The organism is Sphingobium sufflavum, assembly GCF_021403115.1.
GTDB classification, from domain to species: domain Bacteria; phylum Pseudomonadota; class Alphaproteobacteria; order Sphingomonadales; family Sphingomonadaceae; genus Sphingobium; species Sphingobium sufflavum.
In genome coordinates, this window is the sequence record NZ_JAJSSH010000009.1 from 20269 (window position 1) to 39389 (window position 19121).

Here is a 19121-nt window from a genome sequence, read left to right on the forward strand (position 1 = left end):
CGTCGAGGGGTCGAGCATAGGGGGAATTTCGGCCCGCGCCAGAGCGATGGCGGAGCGGAGCCGGTTTCAACATGACCAACCGGAAGGGTGTTTTTCGCACAAGTCATAAGTTCTAAATACAGAATTGTTGTTCTTTAAAAGGAATTGAAATATAGCAAGAGGCGACTCATGGGCCGGAGCGCCCGCCGGCCTCGCCCGCCACCCCGCCACCGCCCCCGCGCGCATGGCAGGAGCGCAGGCGCGGCACAGGCGATCCGCACCCCGGAAAGCCACCGGTGTCCACGCCGGGCCAGACGATGATGGAGAGAATGTCGTGACGTTTCTGAAACATGCCTGGTACGTCGCCGCCCATGTCCACGAACTGGCCGAGGGGCTGGTCAGCCGCACCATCTGCAACGAACCGATCGTGATGTACCGGACGGAAAGCGGCGCGGTGGCCGCCTTGCAGGACCGATGCCCCCATCGCTTCGTGCCGCTGTCGATGGGCAAGCGCGTCGGCGACACGCTGCAATGCGGCTATCACGGTCTGGCCTTCGACACGACGGGCGCCTGCGCCTCCGCCCCCAACGACCCGCAGCAGCAGGCGCGCATCTGCGTCAAGGCCTATGCCGTGGAAGAGCGGTACAATATCGTCTGGCTGTGGATGGGCGCGCCCGAAACCGCCGATCCCGCGCTGATCCCCGCCTTCGACTTCCTGTCGGACACGGAGCATTATGCGGTCGCGCGCGGCTATTCCCATATCAAGGCGAATTACGAACTGCTGACCGACAATCTGCTCGACCTCAGCCATGTCCATTATCTGCACAGCGGCGTCCATGACGAGGTCCATTTCTCCCAGTTCGACAACAAGCTGAAGGTGGAGGGCGACACCGTCTGGTCGATGCTGTGGCGGAACAATTACCCGCTGAACCCCGCCAAGCAAAAGATGATGGAACTGCCCTTCCCCATCGTCGACGGACAGGGTCACAGCCGCTGGAACCCGCCCGCCAACATCCTGGTCGACACCGCCTATTGGCAGCAGGGGACCAGCGCGCAGGACGGGCTGCGCTCCCCCTCCGCCCATCTGTTCACGCCGGAGACGGAGAGCACGACCCATTATTTCTGGGCGTCGGGCCGCACCAACGACATCCACAACGAACCGCGCACCCGCGTCACCGAGGAACGGATGAAGCTGCTGTTCGAGACGGAGGACGGCCCGATGTGCGAGGCGCAACAGGCCTATCTGGGCACGGAAACCGACTTTCTGGACGCCAAGCCGATCATCCTGAAGGCGGACGCCGCCGGCGTCGCCGCCCGCCGCGTGACCCGGCGCAAGCGGCGCGAGGAAGCCGCCCTGTTCGCAGGGGGAACGGGTGGTGCGGCGGTGTTGCCAGAGCCGGACGCGCGACCGGTGAGCGGGGATAAGCTGCGGGTGGAGATTTAAGGGGCTTGGTGGGCCGGTTTGCGCCACTTCTCGCCGTTCGAGGACAGATTTTCTTTTCCCGAAAGCTGCCGTCCGTTCATATATCTGTCGGACAGGAGGAGACGGGAAAGCTGCCGGTCGGCCGCCGACCATTTGTTGCCATTTCATCGACGCTAATGACTGCCCGGTAGCGGACTGTTGTTAGTCTGTTAAACCAACCTGCCTCGGTGTCCGCCGGATACGCCCGAGGCTATCCAAGACCCTGAGACGCTTTAGCGGAATGCCCGTATATTCTGTCGTTGAGCTATCGCCGTTTCGGTCGGTCACCAGAAGAAGTACCCGTCGATCGAGGGCAGTAGCGTCAAAGATCACCGACAGAGCCTTGAAGTCCGTCGCCTCTGCCCCGTTCTTCCGACAAAATTCTGGAAACACCTCTCCGAAACGAGCAGCGGCGGCTTCAAGGCTATCGGAGGCCGTCCCTTGTGCAATGCGGCCGTTCAAGAAATCGACTTCAATGAAACCATCTGGAGATGATGCAGCTTCACCGAACACATCCATCGAATGGTAGCCGATCACAAACCCTAAGCCGCTAGCCATCGAATCTGCGAGATTATGCCCTATGGCACATAGCTGGTCGTGCTTCATGCTTAGACAATGCCAGATTTTTAGTCGGCTTTCCATTCGCGCTCGCTTCAAACCGGACGTTCCGCTTCCCACCCCTTCGAGCCGCTGGGGCGAAAGGTAGGCTCGTCCCATTGCCCCGATGCTGCCGGTCCGCTCCGCAGTCTCGCCATATCAGCGGTCGGAGTGGCGCAAAGGGGTGGATTTGAGACTGTCAGCTTTCGGTGGGAGGCGGGACCATATAAGACGTAGCAAATGAGGCTGACACTCCCAAAGGCTGCTGCTCTCGTAGCACTGTTCGCTATGGTTGCGTGGGTTCTGTCCGTGGTGGGCTGGCCAAACGCGATCTTCGCAGTTTTTGCCTACTTCATGATGAGCCTGATTATAGCCCGGTGGTAACGAAGCGTGGGGAGGAGACTGGCCGCTGCCGGGCGCACTTCCCGTAGTAGCTGACATTTCTTTTCAACGGAAAGATGGCCACAGCAAGATGTATTGCTCTTGATCCGATACCCCGTCACAAACAGGGCATGGATGGAGCTACCGACCGCCTCAGAGTTTTTGGGAGAGTTGCTGCGGCCCATATTTTCGGGCTTTCAGTGACGGGGTCTTATGGCACGATAGGGACGACCGCAGGGTTCAACGTCATAACAGGTAGTTTTCTTGGGATTTTCCTAGGTGGCCTGCTTTCTGTGCCGTGGATAATCGCGTTATCGATCTTGATCTGGTTCCGAGCATCATGGATTGAACGGCATCCTCTAATATTTTCTATTATCGGACCTCCTCTGATAATCGCATCCTACGCCTTGCTGGGTGGTGCGTTTCTCGATGCCATCACCCTTGCGACGATCAGCGCAAGCATCTTCTATCTATCGATATTCGTGTTCCAGCGATGCCTGCTGCCTCGATTGTTAAACGTCCGCTATTGAGCGTCGCAGTATCCCAGATGGACGTCCACAAATGGTCGAGGGCCGACCGGCAGCTATCACCCCCTCGCATAGTGTAGCGGCATGACAGCGGACCGGCAGCTATCCCCGTCTGTCTGCCCGAGACCGGACAGTCTGAAATCGGCCATAACCTTCCCCACGCATCGTGGTCATGACCGCAAGTGGCAACCACCCCACCGCCCCAACGAAAAAGGGCGGACCCTTCGGCCCGCCCTTTCCCTGTTCATCATGCCCGAAAGCGATCAATATACGCGCGCCTTGGGCTTCACATATTCTGCTTCGTCGGTCATCGTATAGTCGTGCACCGGACGATAATCGAGCGTCACCTTGCCGCCCGTGCCGCCCCAGCCTTCGAACCAGCTGATGGTGTGCTTCATCCAGTTTTCGTCATCGCGGTTCGGGAAATCCTCGTGCGCGTGCGCGCCGCGCGATTCCTTGCGGTTTTCCGCGCCGGTGATCGTGCAGATCGCCTGGCTCATGAGGTTGTCCAGCTCCAGCGTCTCCACCAGATCGGTGTTCCAGATCATCGAGCGATCCTTGATGCCGACATCCTGGAGCCGCTTGTTGACGACCTGCATCTTGGCCACGCCCTCGGACAGCAGCGCGCTGTCGCGGAACACGGCGGCATGTTTCTGCATGGTGTGCTGCATGTCGAGGCGGATTTCCGCCGTCGGCGTGCCGCCCGTCGCGTGGCGATACTTGTCGACGCGGGCCAGCGCGAGGTCCGCCGAATCGGCGGGCAGCGGCTTCTGCTTGGCGTTGGGCTTGAGCGTATCCTTGAGGTACAGGCCCGTCGCACGGCCGAACACGACAAGGTCGATCAGCGAGTTGGAGCCAAGCCGGTTGGCGCCATGCACCGACACGCAGGCCGCTTCACCGACAGCGAACAGGCCGGGCACCGGCACTTCCGGATCGTCGCCGACCTTCGTCATCACCTGACCATGATAGTTACAGGGGATGCCGCCCATATTGTAATGGACCGTCGGGGTAACCGGCAGCGGCTGGCGGGTCAGGTCGACACCCGCGAAGATCTTGCCGCTCTCGGTGATGCCGGGCAGACGCTCGGCCAGCACCTTGGGATCGATATGGTCGAGGTGGAGGAAGATATGGTCCTTGTTCGGACCCACGCCCCGGCCTTCGCGCATTTCCATCGCCATCGACCGGGACACGACATCGCGCGACGCCAGATCCTTGGCCGACGGGGCATAGCGTTCCATGAAACGCTCGCCTTCGGAGTTGGTCAGATAGCCGCCCTCGCCCCGTGCACCCTCGGTGATGAGAACGCCCGCGCCATAGATGCCGGTCGGGTGGAACTGCACGAACTCCAGATCCTGAAGCGGCAGGCCCGCACGCAGCACCATGCCGCCGCCGTCGCCGGTGCAGCTGTGCGCGGAGGTCGCGGAATAATAGGCGCGGCCATAACCGCCGGTCGCGAGAACCACCGACTGCGAACGGAAACGATGGATTGAGCCATCGTCCATGCACAGCGCGATGACGCCCCGGCACTCGCCATTTTCCATGATGAGGTCGAGCGCGAAATATTCGATGTAGAAGTCCGCGTCATACTTCAGGCTCTGCTGATAGAGCGCGTGGAGCATGGCGTGGCCGGTACGGTCGGCCGCGGCGCAGGTGCGCTGCACCGGCGGGCCAGCGCCCATATTCTGCATATGGCCGCCGAAGGGACGCTGGTAGATGGTGCCTTCCGCATTGCGGCTGAACGGCACGCCGGCATGTTCCAGCTCGTACACGGCAGCCGGCGCCTCGCGCACCATATATTCGATGGCGTCCTGGTCGCCCAGCCAGTCCGACCCCTTGACGGTGTCGTACATGTGCCAGGTCCAGTGGTCGGGCGAGTTGTTGCCCAGCGAGGCCGCGATGCCGCCCTGCGCCGCCACGGTGTGCGACCGGGTCGGGAACAGCTTGGTGATGCAGGCGGTGCGCAGGCCCGCCTCGGCGGCGCCCATGGTGGCGCGCAGGCCGGAGCCGCCCGCGCCGACGACGACACAGTCATAGCTGTGGTCGATGATCTTATAGGCTTGGGTCATCAGCCGGCGGTCCCCGTGAATGCGATCTTGGCGATGGAGAAGATGCCCAGAGCGGGCGCCCCGATCGCGTAGAAGTTGAGGAGCAGGAGGGCGAACAGCTTCGTCGCTTCCTCATGCAGATAATCCTCGATCAGCACCTGAAGGCCGAGCTTGAGGTGCCAGAAGATGCTGATGAGCATCAGCATGGCGGGCACCGCGACCAGTGGCTGCGCCAGCCAGCCCGTCACCGCGCCATAATCCAGACCGGGCAGGACCAGCAGGCTGGCGATCAGCCAGAGCACCAGCACCAGATTGCCGATGGCCGTGATCCGCTGCACGATCCAGTGATGCGTGCCCGTCTTGGCCGAGCCGAGGCCGCGAACGCGACCGACGCGAGTTCCGCCGCCCATCAGATCGTCCCCCAGAAGACATAGCCCCAGATCGCGGCGGTCACGAACACCGCTGCGAAGGGAATCGCCAGCGCCCACAGGCGGTTGGCGCGCAATTCATAACCCGCGCCCGTATCCAGCACGAAATGCCGCAGGCCGGAGAAGAGATGCTCGAAAAAGGCCCAGGTCAGGCCGATCAGCACGACATAGCCATACCAGCTGGTCGCGTGATGCTGGAACGACGCATAGGCGTCCGGCCCGCTTGCGGCGGCGAAAAGCCACCAGATCAATCCGATGCCCCCCACGACCGCCAGGCCATCGCCAGCGATACGGTGAAGAATGGAAACCGTCATATGCGGTCCCCAGCGCCAGATGGTGAGATGCGGCGATAACGGGCGCTGCCCTGTTCCTGCCATGATGAGCAACCCCCAAATTATCCAGAAGTGCGCCTCCCTTAGCCGAATCCTGCCGCCATGCAAATTCTTCCGCAAGCCCCGGCCTTGCTGCAAATCACTCGCAAGAATAGCGGCGGAAAATGCGCTATTGAAAACGCATCGTTAACCAACCGGGGTTATTCCCGACGGAGGTTTGTAGCAAAGCTCCGCACGCGGGCGGCGATAACAAGGGTTGGACCATGATCGAAGACGTATCGATGAGCGTGAGGATCCAGGAGTTCGATCAGACGGGCACCCTTGTCGACAATGCTCGCAAGCTGCTGGAAGCCATTGGCGACGATCTCGACACCGTCGCGGACGCCTTTGTCGACTCCTACATCCCGGCCGCCGGGCTGGCGCACAAGCTGGACGCCGTCAACATCGCCAACATGCGCCATAGCGCCCGCAAATATCTGACGACCAAGCTCAGCCGGCTGGACGGCGAGGAATGGCGCCTGATGGTCCGCGAATCGGTGGAATTCGCGCACCGGCAGAAGGTGCCGGTACGGGTGCTGACGTCCTGCCTCAACGCCCAGTCGCTGGCGTTCAACATCACGCTGATCCAGAAGCACGGCTTTGCGCTGGACGACCCCAACACCCATGTGATCCTGCGCGCCAACTGGCTCATCAGCCTGCTGGAGACGGAAGTCGTCTATTCCTGCATCCATGAAATCGACCTGCGCGAGGCGGAAGCCCAGCGCCGCGCGCTGAGCGACCAGTTCGACCAGAGCATCTTCAACCATCTCGACGGGGCGTCCGGCCTGGGCCTGCGCCTGCGCGATCAGGCGCGGGGCGCATCCGCCGCGACGCGCGGCATGTTGGACAAGGCATCCGAAGTCGCCGCCGCCGCCGAACAGTCCGCCATCGCCATGCGCGAGGCGGCGCAGACATCCGCCGGCCTGATCCGCGCGATCGAGGAAGCCCGGACCGAGGTCGAGGGTTCGGCCGAAGTCGCCGCCCGCGCATCGGCGCAGGCGATCGAGGCCGTGGCCATGTCCGCCACCCTGTCGGACCATGCGAAATCCATCGAATCCATCCTGGGCCTGATCCGCGACATCGCGGGCCAGACCAACCTCCTCGCCCTGAACGCCACCATCGAGGCGGCGCGCGCGGGCGATGCGGGACGCGGCTTTGCGGTGGTGGCGCAGGAGGTGAAAAGCCTCGCCAACCAGACCGCCCGCGCCATCGACGACATTGCGGGCAAGATCGCGGCCATCCAGTCGTCCACCCGCCAGTCGGTCGAGACCAACGAGCGCATCCGCGAGACGGTGGAGGAAGTGCAGACCATGGGCCTGCGCATCCGCAGCGCGATGGACGCACAGGCGCAGACCGTGACCATGATTACCGCCGCCGTGGACGAAACCGCTCTGGCCGCCGACTCCATGTCCAGCAACATCTCCGCCATCCGTCAGGACACGGAAATCGTCGCGTCGGAGATCGACACGCTGGAAAGCGGCTTCGCGGACGTGGCGGGCACGCTGGCCGCCCTGCGCGAGGCCTCGGACCAGTTCAGCCGCAAGGTGGGGTGACGGGCTACGTCGGGCGATGCGCCTGACGACGCCCTGATTTTCCGGTTATAGTAGCCGCGCGTCATCCGTATCCGTTCGTCCTTGCGGGAATATCGACCTTTGCATGTGGGAGGCGCGGCTGTCGGCGCGCGCCCTGCCCTCTCCCCGCCCAGAGCAAGCCTCCGCTTGGCCCCGCCCCCATGCTGCGCTAGACGGCAGGGATGAGCGACACAGAGAATGACGTATGGATGGCCACCCTGCCCTGCGCGCGGGTGGATGCGGAGCGGATCGACGCGGAGGCGGAGATATTGTTCGCCGACAGCGCCACGCCGCCCATCTTCTCCTTCGTCGAGGCATCGCCCGACAATCCCGACGACTGGCTGCTTCAGGTCTATTTCCATGGCAAGCCAGGCCGCGCGCTGCTGAAGCAGGTGCGCGACCTGCTGCCCGGCGCCGCCGCGCCAAAGGTGGAGCAGGTGGTGGCGCAGGACTGGGTCGCGGTCAGCCAGGAAGGGCTGCCGCCGATCACCGCGGGTCGCTTCCATGTCCGCAATGGGGTGGATGACCCGCCCTCCACCGGCCATGTCAATTTCCTGATCCCGGCCAGCCGCGCGTTCGGCACCGGCCAGCATGAGACGACCCATGGCTGCCTGGAGATGCTGGACCGGCTGCGCGCGCGGGGCCAGCGGTTCGGCAATATCGCGGACGTGGGCACCGGCACCGGCCTGTTGGCGTTCGCCGCGCTGGCGCTGTGGCCGCGCGCCCATGCCATCGCGTCCGACATCGACCCCGCCTCCGTCGAGGTGACGGTGGAGAATATCGCGCTCAACGGCCTGCGCGAAGGCGGCGGCGCGGGCGAGATGGCGGTGGTCGAGGCGGCGGGCATGGACCATGAGGCGCTGGCCGCCCGCGCGCCCTACGACCTGCTGATCGCCAACATCCTGGCGGGTCCGCTGATCTCGCTCGCCCCCGCCTTTGCCGCGCATCTGGCGGAGGGCGGATCGCTGGTCCTCGCGGGACTGCTGGACGAGCAGGCGGACGCGGTGATCGCCGCCTGCCAGCGCGCGGGCCTGCGCCTCGCCGCGCGGACGCAGCGGGGCCAGTGGCCGACCCTCCACCTGCGCAAACGCCACCGCCACGGCCATCGCCGCCCCGAACGGTGGGGCGACAGCGGCGACAGCGTCGCGCCGGGGTTCGGGAGCTGGTGACATTGGCGCGGGGCGGGATGATCGGCCTCGCCCTTTTCGGATTTGGGGAGAGGAACGCCCCTCATCCCCGGACCTGATCGGCAATGATCCCTTGGGAGGCTGTACCCCCTTCCCATTCGTCCTGTTCGAACGAGGCGCGGGACTCGCCTGAACAGGGCCAACGGTGATTTCGATCCTACAGGTTCAGGCGGGATGATCGCCCGCCAGAGCCGGGAGGGCGATCGATGCCGCTGGCCCCGTCCGCCCTGCCCTGTCCCGCGCTTCTACGCGGACCTCATTTTAGGCCCAGACCCATCGCACCACGATGGCGGCCGCGCCGCAGATCGCCAATGTGCCCGGCACGCCGATCCGCGTCCTGAACAACAGGCCGAACGCCAGCAGGGCGAGGCAGAGCGCCAGACCGTCCACGCTGCCCGGATCGGGGACGTGGAGACGCAGCGGCCCGGTCCGCACTATGGCGACGCTGCGGAACAGGACGTGCAGGCCGAACCAGACCGCCAGATTGGCGATCACCCCCACTACGGCGGCGGTCAGCGCCGCCAGTCCGCCCTGCAACCGGCGCGCATGTTCCAGCCGCTCGATCCACGGCGCGCAGGCGAAGATGCCGAGGAAACTGGGCGCAAAGGTCGTCCATGTCGTGATGGCCGCGCCCAGCACGCCCGCCACCATCGGGGAGAAGGGCGCGGGCAGACGGTAGGCGCCGAGGAAACCCACGAACTGCGTCACCATGATGAGCGGTCCCGGCGTCGTTTCCGCCAGCCCCAGACCGTCCGCCATCTCGCCCGCGTTCAGCCAGTGGTGCGCCTGCACCGCCTCCTGCGCCATATAGGCCAGCACCGCATAAGCCCCGCCAAAAGTCACAACGCCCAGCCGGGAGAAGAAAGCGCCGATAGCGAACAGTGGATGGTGGATGCCGAGGGCCAAGGCCACCGCCACCATCGGCACCGACCAGACCGCCAGCCACGCCAGCACCGTCCCCGCCGTCCGGGCGACCAGCACCCAGCCCGATTCCGACGGCGGCGGGGGCGCGGCCTGCACCTTCAGCCGCAGCCAGTGCGGCGCAAAGGCCGCGACAACCATGCCCAGCGCGCCCGCGCCGAGGACGACCAGCGGAAACGGCAGGTCGAAGAAGAACAGGGCGATAAACGACAGGGCGGAGAGCAGATATTTGAACGGGCTGTTGAGCGCCCGCTTGCCGATGCGGATCAGCGCCTGCGCCACCAACGCCAGCACCGCCGCCTTGATCCCCAGGAACAGCGCCGCGAACCAGCCAAGCTGCGCCGCCTGTACATAGAGGATAGACAGGCCCAGCATCACCAACGCGCCCGGCAAGACGAACAGCCCGCCGCCGACCAGCCCGCCCCGCACGCCATGCAGCCGCCAGCCGATATAGGTGGCGAGCTGCTGCGCCTCCGGGCCGGGAAGCAGGTGGCAGAAGTTCAGCGCCTGAAGAAAACGCTCCTCGCTGATCCACGCCCGGTCATCGACCAGTTCCTTGTGCATCAGGGCGATCTGCCCGGCAGGCCCGCCAAAGCTGAGCAGGCCGATACGGCCGAACACACGGGTCAATTGCTGAAAAGTCGGTCCAGACATAGGCTCCCCAACGGCGCATCGCGCCGCCCCTTGACGCAACGCTTGGGCGGGGAACGCCTGAACGGGAGGTTGCCTGACCCCGGTTCCAGCGTGCTGCCACAGGATGGGGAGCCGGGCAAGGGCCTGCGGAGCGGGATGGCGCGCGAACCCATCGCCCGCGCGCCAGCCATGGGGTTTATCAGTCGTGGAGCAGGGTCCGATGCGATTACGTCGGCCCGGCTACGTCCGTCCCAGGGCTTTCCGCATTGTCCGGGTCAGCCGATGATCCCGTCGGCTGACCCGGCAACCTCCTAGCGGCGCGACGCCGCCAGATCGGCCTCCGTCACCGGCACCAGCTTGATCTCGACCCGGCGGTTCGCCGCCTTGCCGTCGGGCGTCTCGTTGCTGGCGATCGGCTGCATCTCGCCATAGCCGCGTGTCGCCAGCCGCGCGGTCTGCACGCCATGGCTGCCCAGATAGCTGGACACCGCGCCCGCGCGCCGCTCCGACAGGGTCTGGTTATACGCCTCGCTGCCGTCCGAATCGGTGTGGCCCATCACGTCGATATAGGTTTTGGGATATTCGGACAGCACCTGCGCCACGTCGTTCAGAACCGGCTGGAACTGCGGCTGCACCGTCGCGTCATTATAGGCGAAGGTGATGCCCGACGGCATACGCAGGAGGAGATTGTCGCCGTCGCGCACCACCTCCACGCCGCTGCCCGCCGTCTGCTGGCGCAGCTTGCGCTCCTGCGCGTCCATATAGGCGCCGATGCCCGCGCCCGCGAGCGCGCCGATGCCCGCGCCCACGATCTTCTCCGTCCGGTCGTTGCGCCCGCCGAGGATGTCGCCCAGCAGATAGCCGCCGACGAGGCCGACGCCGCCGCCGATCGCCGCCCTCGACACCTTGCGCTCGCCCGTCACCGGGTCGGTGGTGCAGGCGGTGGTCGTCGCCAGCAGCATGGCCAGCGACGCGGCGGCGGTGAATGTGCGGATGGTCATTGTTGTCTCCCTCAAATCTCTCTGGTCCGGCCCGATGGTCCTGCCAGCCCGTGGGACGGGCCGCGCCGCGCGGAGCCTGCCCCCCATAATGCCCCGCGCAACGCCCTTGTTCCGCATGTGAACTGAACAGGGGCTGACGCACCCATCGGCGGCTTTTCCGGTCAACGCCCTTGTCGTGGACCGAAATTGACGGCAATAGGGGTTCGGCCATCATGTCACCCCCAGCATCCCTGCCCCCTTTCCCCATCGCCGATGTCGCGATCATCCTCGCGCTCGTGGTGCTCAATGGCGTCTTCGCCATGTCGGAGCTGGCGATCGTCTCCGCGCGCAAGCCGCGCCTTCAGGCGATGGTCAATGCGGGCAAGAAGGGCGCGGCGGCCGTACTGAAATTGCAGGAAGACCCCGGCCGCTTCCTGTCGTCCGTCCAGATCGGCATCACCGGCATCGGCATTCTGGCGGGCGCCTATTCGGGCGAGGCGCTGGGCACGCCGCTGGCCGCCTATATCGCGGTGCTGGGTGTCTCGGCGGATACGGCGCACACCATCGGCTTCACCCTCGCCATCGTCGCGACCACCTATGTCTCGCTCATCATCGGCGAACTGGTGCCGAAACAGATCGCGCTGCGCAACCCGGAGCCGGTCGCCGCCCTTGCCGCGGCGCCGATGATCCTGCTGGCGAAGGTCACGTCGCCGCTCGTCTGGCTGCTCGATGCGTCAAGCAGCGCGATCTTTCGCCTCATCGGCCTCAAGCGCGAATCGCAGGAGCATGTGACGGCGGAAGAGTTGCACCTGATCGTCGCGGAGGCCAGCAAGTCCGGCGTGATCGAGGAGAGCGAGCGGGCCATCATCTCCGGCGTGGTACGGCTGGCCGACCAGCCGGTGCGCAATGTGATGACGCCGCGCACCGATGTCGACTGGATCGACGTGGATGCGGACGCGGATGTGATCCGCGACGCGCTGCTCGCCACGCCGCACACCCGTTTGCCGGTGGCGGAGGGCCATGTGGAGGCGATCATCGGCATCGTGCAGGCGCGTGACGTGATGACCACCCTGCTGCGCGGCGAACATCTGGACCTGCGCGCGCTCATCCGCCCGGTCGCCATCGTGCCCGATCAGGTCGACGCGATGGACGCGCTGGAAACGCTGCGAAAAGCGGACGTGCCCATGGTGATGGTGCATGACGAATATGGGCATTTTGAGGGCATCGTGACCCCCGCCGACCTGTTGTCCGCCATCGCGGGCGAGTTCGCGTCCGACCTCGACCTGTATGACGAGCCGATGCTGGTCGAGCGGGAGGATGGCTCCTTCCTGATCTCCGGCCAGATGCCGATGGACAATCTGGCCGACCGGCTCGACGTCAGCCTGCCGGACGAGCGCGACTATGCGACGGTGGCGGGATTCTGCCTCTGGGCGTTCAAGCACCTGCCGCAGGTTGGCGAATATTTCGAGGAGCAGGGCTGGCGCTTCGAGATCGCCGATCTGGACGGGCGGAAGATCGACAAGCTGCTGGTGACGCGGGTCGGGGAATAGGGGGCAGGAAGGCGGGGCTTATGGCCGTTGCCCCCCGTCATCCCGGACCTGATCCGGGGTTCCGCTTTTGCCTTGCCCGCTGTGCCTGATGAGGACGCTGGACCCCGGATCAGGTCCGGGATGACGAGAGGGTGTATGTCGACGAGCCTTCACGCCAGCAATTCGACATCCCAATAGAGCCAGTCCCGCCAGCTATCGTGCAGATAGTTGGGCGGAAAGGCGCGGCCATGGTCCTGCAACTGCCATGTCGTGGGGCGGATGGGTTCCTCATGCAGCTTCATGCCCGCCTCGCGCGGGGTGCGTCCGCCCTTGCGCAGGTTGCAGGGCGCGCAGGCGGTTGCGACATTCTCCCAGGTCGTGCGCCCGCCCGCGCGGCGCGGCACCACATGGTCGAAGGTCAGGTCGCTGCCCGTCCCGCAATATTGGCAGGTAAAACGGTCGCGCAGGAACAGGTTGAAACGGGTGAAGGCCGGGTGCTCCGACGGCCGCACATATTGGCGCAGCGCGATGACGGAGGGTATCCGCATGTTGAAGCTGGGCGAATGGACTTCGCGGTCATAGCTGGAGACAATATCCACCCGGTCGAGGAACACCGCCTTGATCGCGGTCTGCCAGGGCCAGAGACTGAGGGGATAATAGCTGAGCGGGGTATAATCCGCATTCAAGACCAGGGACGGGCAATTATCCGGGTGTCGTATTCGTTCGGGATGGTACATGCGTGAAGCAACCCCCTCAACAGCCTGTGGCCGTGATCCTGCTGCACGGATCGTGGCCCAGTGACGTGACAGGGGCATGACACATCAGCCGAGACCCTGCGTCAACCCCTCCCATGACTTCGCCCACCCCGCCCATCACCCGTTTCGCCCCCAGCCCCACCGGCGCGCTGCACATCGGCCATGGCTGGTCCGCGCTGCTGGCGCATGACGTGGCGCGGGCGCAGGGCGGGCAGTTCCGGTTGCGGATCGAGGATATCGACGGCGCGCGATCCCGGCCGGAGCATGTCGCGGGCATCCTCCATGACCTCGACTGGCTGGGCCTCGTCCCCGATGGGCCGGTGGTGATGCAATCGGAGCGGCTGCCGCTGTACCGTGCGGCGGTGGAGCGGCTGGCGGGGGATGGCCTCGCCTATCCCTGCTTCTGCACCCGCGCCGACATCGCGCGGCAGATCGCGGCGAGTGCATCCGCGCCGCATGGGCCGCCAACCGCCGACAGTCCCGACGGTGCGCCCTATCCCGGCACCTGCGCCCACCTGTCGCCGGACGAGCGGGCGCGCCGGATCGCGGCGGGCGAGGCCCATGCCTGGCGACTGGCCATGGCGCGGGGGGCGGCGCGCGCCGGGCCGCTGGCGTGGACGGACATGGACCGGGGCGAGATCATCGCGGACGCCCTGCCCTTTGGCGACATCGTGCTGGCGCGCAAGGATGCGCCGGGGAGCTATCATCTGTGCGCGACGATGGACGATGCGGCGATGGCCAGCCATGTGGTGCGGGGCACCGACCTGCGCCCCGCCACCCATGTCCACCGGCTGTTGCAGGCGCTGCTTGGCCTGCCCACCCCGCTCTATCGGTTCCATGGCCTGTTGCTGGACGCCGACGGCAGGCGGTTGGCCAAGCGCAGCGGCGGCCTGTCGCTCGCCGAATTACGGGCGGCGGGTCAGGCGCCGGAGCGGCTGGTGGCGGACCTGCGCGCGGGCCGCTTTCCTGTTGGAATCCATGTGGGCTGAGCCTACATTATCGGCATGACCGTCTTTCTCACCATCCTCATCATCCTCGCGGCGCTCGCGACCCTGTTCATGTTCATCCGGGGCCTCGTCACCTTCCTCAAGACGACCGAGGCGGAACTGAACAGCACCGATACGGGGCCTAGCCCGTCGAGCCTGAAGCAGAACAAGATGATGATGGGCCGCATCGCCTTTCAGGCGATCGCGATCCTGTTCGTGGCCGCGCTGCTGCTGCTCAACAGCGGCAAGTAAGCCCCCTTGGTCAAGCTCAACAAAATCTACACCCGCACCGGCGACAAGGGCACGACGGGTCTGGTCGACGGATCGCGCGTCGCCAAGTCGGACGCGCGCATGGTCGCCATCGGTGACGTGGACGAGGCGAACAGCGCCATCGGCGTCGCTGTGGTGGCGGTGGAGGGCAATGCCGGCCACGCGGTCCATGCCGCCGGACTGCGCGTCATCCAGAACGACCTGTTCGACCTTGGCTCCGACCTCGCCACGCCGATCAGCGACGCGCCCGACCCGACATGGGCGCTGCGCATCGTCGCCAGTCAGGTGGAACGGCTGGAACAGGAGATCGACCGGCTGAACGAACGGCTGACCCCGCTCGACAGCTTCGTGTTGCCTGGCGGATCGGCGGGTGCGGCGGCGGTGCATCTGGCCCGCGCCATCACGCGCCGGGCGGAACGGGCCGCGGTGCGCGCGGGCGAGGAGCAGGCGATCAATCCCCATGCGCTGACCTATCTCAACCGCCTGTCCGACCTGCTGTTCGTGCTGGCCCGCGTGCTGAACGACGATGGCCGCGCCGATGTAAAATGGGTGCCGGGCGCGTCACGGTGATGGGGCGATGGGCGGGCAGGCTGAGCCGGCGGCCCGGTCTCTTCGCCATGCGCAGCGCCATCTGTGCGGGGGCGGGTGAGAGTTTCGCCATGATGGCGTTGATGGATGGGTTAGGCTTTGCCCGCCTGCGGCCCGCTGCGCTCGCAAGGGCAATTCAAGGGAAAGTCATCCCGCTCCAGCCTTTTGATTTGCCGCATTTTCCGTGCCGTCACACCGGGTTGACGGCCCGGCGCTGATACGTCCCGACCGGCGTCAGCGTGACCCGACCGGCGTCAGCGTGGCGCAACCACCGCCGCGACGGGGACCAGCGGCGCGCGCTGCGGTTCCGCCTCCCACAGCCGTATCCATTCCCACGCGCCCCGGCAGACATGCATCGCCCGGCTCTCGATCAGGCGGAACAGCGTGCCGTCCCACACATAATTCTCCGACGCGCCGCAATCGCCCACGCCGCGTCCCTTCGCCAGACTGGACAGGATGCCCCGGCGCGCATCCCACAGCGCGTTGACGACAAGGGGCGGCTTGCCCGGCTCGCCCGTGAAGCCCGGCGCAAAGTCGAAGCGCGCCACCGACAGGGTGCGCCCACCCGCTGCGCCGCGCGCGATCAGCGGCACGGCGGAGACATTATAGGCCCCCGCCTCGCACGGCAGCAGCAGCAGCGCCGCATCCGCGTCCAGCGGGAAAAGCTCGACCGCGCCGTCCGCCATCAGGCTGGCATCGCAAACCGCGAGGCGGCGCGCCACCGCCAGTTCCATGGCATTGAGGCCGGGCGCGGCGTCGGCATCGGGCGATGGCACCTGCTGCACCACCGGCATCGCCGGGCGCGCGGGGACAGCGGTTTCGGGCGCAACCCCGCGTGCGACAAAGGCCATGGCGGTCCCCGTCCGCCCCTGCCGCGTATCGACAAAGCGCAGGCTGTCCGCCAGCCCCGCGCTGGACAGCGACAGGAGGCGAGGCTGCCCCCGGTTGCGCCGTCCGGCGGCGCGCACCTCCAGCGTCGCGGCGGCGGCCATGGCCTGCACGGCGCGCAGGGCGGCGTCCCCCCGGATCAGCGCCTCGTCCGACCGGCTGGAAAGGCGCGCGACCTCCTGCCCGTCCGCCACCAGCGCAATCTCCGGCGGCAGCGTCGACAGGGCGGTGACGCCCAGCATCACATCCCCGCCCGGCCCGCCGGCGCGCACGATTCGCACCAGAATCGGCTCGCTGTCGTCGCCGCCCGCGCCACCGCTGCCCCCCACGTCCGGCTGGAGCGCGATCGCCTCGCACTGGAGCAGGTTGTCGCATCCCACGGCCCAGTCGCCGTTATACTGGAGGAGGCCGGGTTGCGGCGCGGCGGTGCGGGGCGTAACTCCACCAGACAACGCAGGGGTCGACAACACACGGGCAGACGGGGCACGGGCCGCCGTTCCCGCACCCGCTGGAGCAGCCGTCGAAACCGGGCGCGCCCGAACGGTCGCCGAAGCCGACACCGACGGCGCCTGACCCGTCGCCAGCAAGATGGTCGCGGCCCATGCCCGCGCCATTGTGGTGAGTACGCCCCTTGTCATCCCCATCTGCATAATGCAGTTCAACAGGCACGGGTAGGAATTTGGTCGGTTAGCGACCGCGAAAGGATAGGAAAAACCATGACGGCTATCGGCGGCAGCATCGGGATCGTTGGCGCAGGCCAGATGGGCGCGGGCATCGCGCAGGTTGCCGCGCAGGCCGGATATAAGGTCATCCTGTCCGACGTGGACGTGGAGCGCGCGACCAAGGGCAAGGACGGCATCGCCAAGCTGCTGTCCCGCGCGGTGGAGAAGGGCAAGCTGGAGCAGGCCGCCGCCGACGCGACCCTCGCCAACATCACCCCCGTGGGCGACGCCGCCGCCGTGGCCGACTGTGCGCTGGTGATCGAGGCCGCGACCGAGCGGGAGGACATCAAGCGCAAGATTTTCGAGACCATCGGCCAGCATCTGGGCGCGGACGCGATCCTCGCCACCAACACATCCTCCATCTCCATCACCCGGCTGGCGCAGGCATCGCCGGACCCCAAGCGGTTCATCGGTATGCACTTCTTCAACCCGGTGCCGGTCATGCCCCTGCTAGAGGTCATTCGCGGGCTGGGCACCAGCGACGCGACGCTGGCCCATGTGCGGGAATTTGCCGAGAATATCGGCAAGACGGTGATCGTGGCGAAGGATTCGCCGGGCTTCATCGTCAACCGCATCCTCGTCCCCATGCTGAACGAGGCGTGCTTCGTGCTGAGCGAGGGCATCGCCAATGTGGTGGACATCGACAATGGGCTGAAACTGGGCTGCAACCATCCGATGGGTCCGTTGACGCTGGCGGATTTCGTCGGCCTCGATACCTGCCTCGAAATCTGCAAGGTCTATCTGGATGCGACCGGCGACCCCAAATACCGCCCCGCCCCGCTGCTGGTGAAATATGTCGAGGCGGGCTGGTACGGTCGCAAGACCGGGCGCGGCTTCTATGACTATTCGGGACCGGAGCCGGTTCCGACGATCTGAGGACCGGTGGTGGCGCCGGGGTTCGGCTCCCTCCCTTTTCGCGATAATCGTCTTTGAGGAGAGGGCGGCACCATGCCAGCGCCGCCCTCCCCGTATCAGTGCCCGTAGCTGTTGTTCAGCGCCTCGAACGTCGCGTCATAGCGCCCTTCCGCCTCCGCATGGCGCAGGAAAGGCAGCGTGCTGACCTGAATCTCCGCCGGGGTCGGCGTCAGGGCGAACAGGGCCATCACCTCGTCGGTGAACTGCTGGAGCGGCATATAGGCGGCGTTCGTCGCCTGTCCGGGGGTCAGGTCGGTCTGCACGGCGGGCGGGGCCAGTTCGATCACCTCCACCTTGCCGCGCAACTGCCAGCGCAGCGACTGGCTATAGCTGTGGATCGCCGCCTTGGTCGCGCTGTAGGTCGGCGTGGCGGCGAGCGGGACGAAGGCGAGGCCCGACGACACCGTGACGATGGCCGCATCCGCCTGCGCCGAGAGATGATCGACCAGCGCGTCGATCAGGCGGATGGGCGCGGTCAGGTTTGTCGCGATCATCTCCTCCGCATCGGACAGGTCGCGGCGGTGGCTGGCGTCCTCCGCGCGCATGATGCCCGCATTGGCGATGACGATGTTCAGCGCCGGATGATCGGCCAGCACCCCCTGCACAAAGGCGTCGGTCGCGGCCCCGTCCACCATGTCCACCGCATAGCCCGCAATGCCAGGGTTCGCCGCCGTCACCTCGTCCAGCAGGGCCTGCCGCCGCCCGGCGATGATGACCTTGTTCCCGGCGGCGTGGAAGCGTTCAGCCAGCGCGCGGCCGATGCCGCTGGTGCCGCCTGTAATGAGGATGGTGTTTCCGGTCTGGCGCATGGTCTTTCTCCCTCGATGCTGTGGACCGCCCCGATGTACGTCACCGCTCTCCAACTTGAAGAAGGCACCAGAAAGATTTATACACACCTTATGGAAAGTGACTTACCACAAAGCATACGTCCGCTCGATACCGCGACGATGGAGGCGGTGGGCGCGAGTAGCTGCCCTCTCTCCACCGGTCCTGTGGACCCGCGGGTCGAGCGCCTGGTCAACGAGTTGATCGGGCGGGTCGCCGACAAATGGACCATGCTGATCCTGGAGGTGCTGGAGGAGCATGGCGAATTGCGCTTCACCCGCATCGGCAAGCTGGTGGAGGGAATCAGCCAGAAGATGCTGACCCAGACGCTGCGCCAGATGGAGCGGGACGGCCTGCTGATCCGCACCGTGCATCCGGTCATCCCGCCGCGCGTCGAATATCGGCTGACCGATCTGGGCAACAGCCTGAGCGCCGCCTTTTGCGGGGTGTGGATGTGGGCGGCGGCCAACCTGGATCGGATCGAGGCGGCGCGGGAGGTTTTCGACACGGGCAGGCGGTGAGGAGGCCGCCTTCGATGTCATACATGGGGATCGCCTGAAC

19 protein-coding genes are annotated in these 19121 nt (G+C 65.9%); 9 read left to right on the forward strand and 10 right to left on the reverse strand.

Annotated elements, in window-relative coordinates; all coding sequences use genetic code 11:
- Positions 1-166 precede the first annotated feature (166 nt).
- Positions 167-331, reverse strand: coding sequence for a hypothetical protein (locus LWE61_RS13530; protein ID WP_234150893.1), 165 nt, complete (start codon positions 329-331; stop codon positions 167-169).
- Between LWE61_RS13530 and LWE61_RS13535 the strand changes: the two genes are divergently transcribed.
- Complete coding sequence (locus LWE61_RS13535) at positions 314-1423, forward strand: Rieske 2Fe-2S domain-containing protein (protein ID WP_234150905.1); 1110 nt, start codon at positions 314-316, stop codon at positions 1421-1423. The genes LWE61_RS13530 and LWE61_RS13535 overlap by 18 nt on opposite strands.
- A 180-nt stretch (positions 1424-1603) precedes the next feature.
- Here LWE61_RS13535 and LWE61_RS13540 read toward each other — a convergent pair whose 3' ends face one another.
- From LWE61_RS13540 to sdhC, 4 genes are all read right to left on the reverse strand, one after another.
- Positions 1604-2047 (reverse strand): hypothetical protein, encoded by a 444-nt coding sequence (locus LWE61_RS13540; protein ID WP_234150908.1) that lies wholly within the window; start codon positions 2045-2047, stop codon positions 1604-1606.
- Between the two features lie 1162 nt (positions 2048-3209).
- Positions 3210-5012: a succinate dehydrogenase flavoprotein subunit gene (gene sdhA, locus LWE61_RS13545; RefSeq protein WP_234150911.1), complete on the reverse strand. Its 1803-nt coding sequence runs from the start codon at positions 5010-5012 to the stop codon at positions 3210-3212.
- Complete coding sequence (gene sdhD / locus LWE61_RS13550; protein ID WP_234150935.1) at positions 5012-5401, reverse strand: succinate dehydrogenase, hydrophobic membrane anchor protein; 390 nt, start codon at positions 5399-5401, stop codon at positions 5012-5014. Before sdhD ends, sdhA begins: the two co-directional genes overlap by 1 nt.
- Positions 5401-5796 carry a succinate dehydrogenase, cytochrome b556 subunit gene (gene sdhC / locus LWE61_RS13555; protein WP_234150938.1) on the reverse strand — a complete coding sequence of 132 codons (396 nt, stop codon included), beginning with the start codon at positions 5794-5796 and terminating at the stop codon, positions 5401-5403. The genes sdhD and sdhC overlap by 1 nt, the downstream gene beginning before the upstream one ends.
- A gap of 236 nt (positions 5797-6032) precedes the next feature.
- On the opposite strand from sdhC, the gene LWE61_RS20800 reads away from it, so the two are divergent.
- Together LWE61_RS20800 and LWE61_RS13565 are read left to right on the forward strand one after the other, a co-directional pair.
- Positions 6033-7343, forward strand: coding sequence for a methyl-accepting chemotaxis protein (locus LWE61_RS20800; protein WP_234150941.1), 1311 nt, complete (start codon positions 6033-6035; stop codon positions 7341-7343).
- Between the two features lie 200 nt (positions 7344-7543).
- On the forward strand, positions 7544-8530 hold the full coding sequence (locus LWE61_RS13565; RefSeq protein WP_234150944.1) for a 50S ribosomal protein L11 methyltransferase: 987 nt from the start codon (positions 7544-7546) through the stop codon (positions 8528-8530).
- A 279-nt stretch (positions 8531-8809) separates the two neighbouring features.
- Here the strand turns inward: LWE61_RS13565 and chrA are convergent, their stop codons facing one another.
- Both chrA and LWE61_RS13575 read right to left on the reverse strand, forming a co-directional pair.
- Positions 8810-10123 carry a chromate efflux transporter gene (chrA, locus tag LWE61_RS13570; RefSeq protein ID WP_234150956.1) on the reverse strand — a complete coding sequence of 438 codons (1314 nt, stop codon included), beginning with the start codon at positions 10121-10123 and terminating at the stop codon, positions 8810-8812.
- A 290-nt stretch (positions 10124-10413) separates the two neighbouring features.
- Positions 10414-11103, reverse strand: coding sequence for an OmpA family protein (locus LWE61_RS13575; protein WP_234150958.1), 690 nt, complete (start codon positions 11101-11103; stop codon positions 10414-10416).
- A gap of 212 nt (positions 11104-11315) precedes the next feature.
- On the opposite strand from LWE61_RS13575, the gene LWE61_RS13580 reads away from it, so the two are divergent.
- Positions 11316-12632, forward strand: coding sequence for a hemolysin family protein (locus LWE61_RS13580; protein ID WP_234150960.1), 1317 nt, complete (start codon positions 11316-11318; stop codon positions 12630-12632).
- 149 nt (positions 12633-12781) lie between these two features.
- On the opposite strand, the gene LWE61_RS13585 is transcribed toward LWE61_RS13580, so the two are convergent.
- A complete protein-coding gene (locus tag LWE61_RS13585) occupies positions 12782-13348 on the reverse strand; it encodes an HNH endonuclease (RefSeq protein WP_234150963.1) in 567 nt (188 codons plus the stop codon).
- Between the two features lie 113 nt (positions 13349-13461).
- Between LWE61_RS13585 and gluQRS the strand changes: the two genes are divergently transcribed.
- Genes gluQRS through LWE61_RS13600 form a run of 3 tightly spaced genes read left to right on the forward strand, consistent with a single transcriptional unit; the run spans position 13462 to position 15192 of the window.
- Entirely contained in the window at positions 13462-14355 is an 894-nt protein-coding gene (gluQRS, locus tag LWE61_RS13590; RefSeq protein ID WP_234150966.1) for a tRNA glutamyl-Q(34) synthetase GluQRS, read from the forward strand.
- Between the two features lie 15 nt (positions 14356-14370).
- The gene (locus LWE61_RS13595; RefSeq protein WP_234150969.1) at positions 14371-14604 is read left to right on the forward strand and encodes a twin transmembrane helix small protein; all 234 of its coding nucleotides are present in this window, start codon (positions 14371-14373) and stop codon (positions 14602-14604) included.
- Positions 14605-14610: 6 nt separating this feature from the next.
- Entirely contained in the window at positions 14611-15192 is a 582-nt protein-coding gene (locus tag LWE61_RS13600; protein ID WP_234150971.1) for a cob(I)yrinic acid a,c-diamide adenosyltransferase, read from the forward strand.
- A 272-nt stretch (positions 15193-15464) separates the two neighbouring features.
- Here LWE61_RS13600 and LWE61_RS13605 read toward each other — a convergent pair whose 3' ends face one another.
- A complete protein-coding gene (locus tag LWE61_RS13605) occupies positions 15465-16736 on the reverse strand; it encodes a DUF1176 domain-containing protein (protein ID WP_234150972.1) in 1272 nt (423 codons plus the stop codon).
- A gap of 78 nt (positions 16737-16814) precedes the next feature.
- Between LWE61_RS13605 and LWE61_RS13610 the strand changes: the two genes are divergently transcribed.
- A complete protein-coding gene (locus tag LWE61_RS13610) occupies positions 16815-17696 on the forward strand; it encodes a 3-hydroxyacyl-CoA dehydrogenase family protein (protein WP_234150973.1) in 882 nt (293 codons plus the stop codon).
- Positions 17697-17791: 95 nt separating this feature from the next.
- Here the strand turns inward: LWE61_RS13610 and LWE61_RS13615 are convergent, their stop codons facing one another.
- Positions 17792-18544: an SDR family oxidoreductase gene (locus LWE61_RS13615; protein ID WP_234150975.1), complete on the reverse strand. Its 753-nt coding sequence runs from the start codon at positions 18542-18544 to the stop codon at positions 17792-17794.
- Positions 18545-18682: 138 nt separating this feature from the next.
- Between LWE61_RS13615 and LWE61_RS13620 the strand changes: the two genes are divergently transcribed.
- Positions 18683-19081, forward strand: coding sequence for a winged helix-turn-helix transcriptional regulator (locus LWE61_RS13620; RefSeq protein WP_234151351.1), 399 nt, complete (start codon positions 18683-18685; stop codon positions 19079-19081).
- Positions 19082-19121 lie beyond the last annotated feature (40 nt).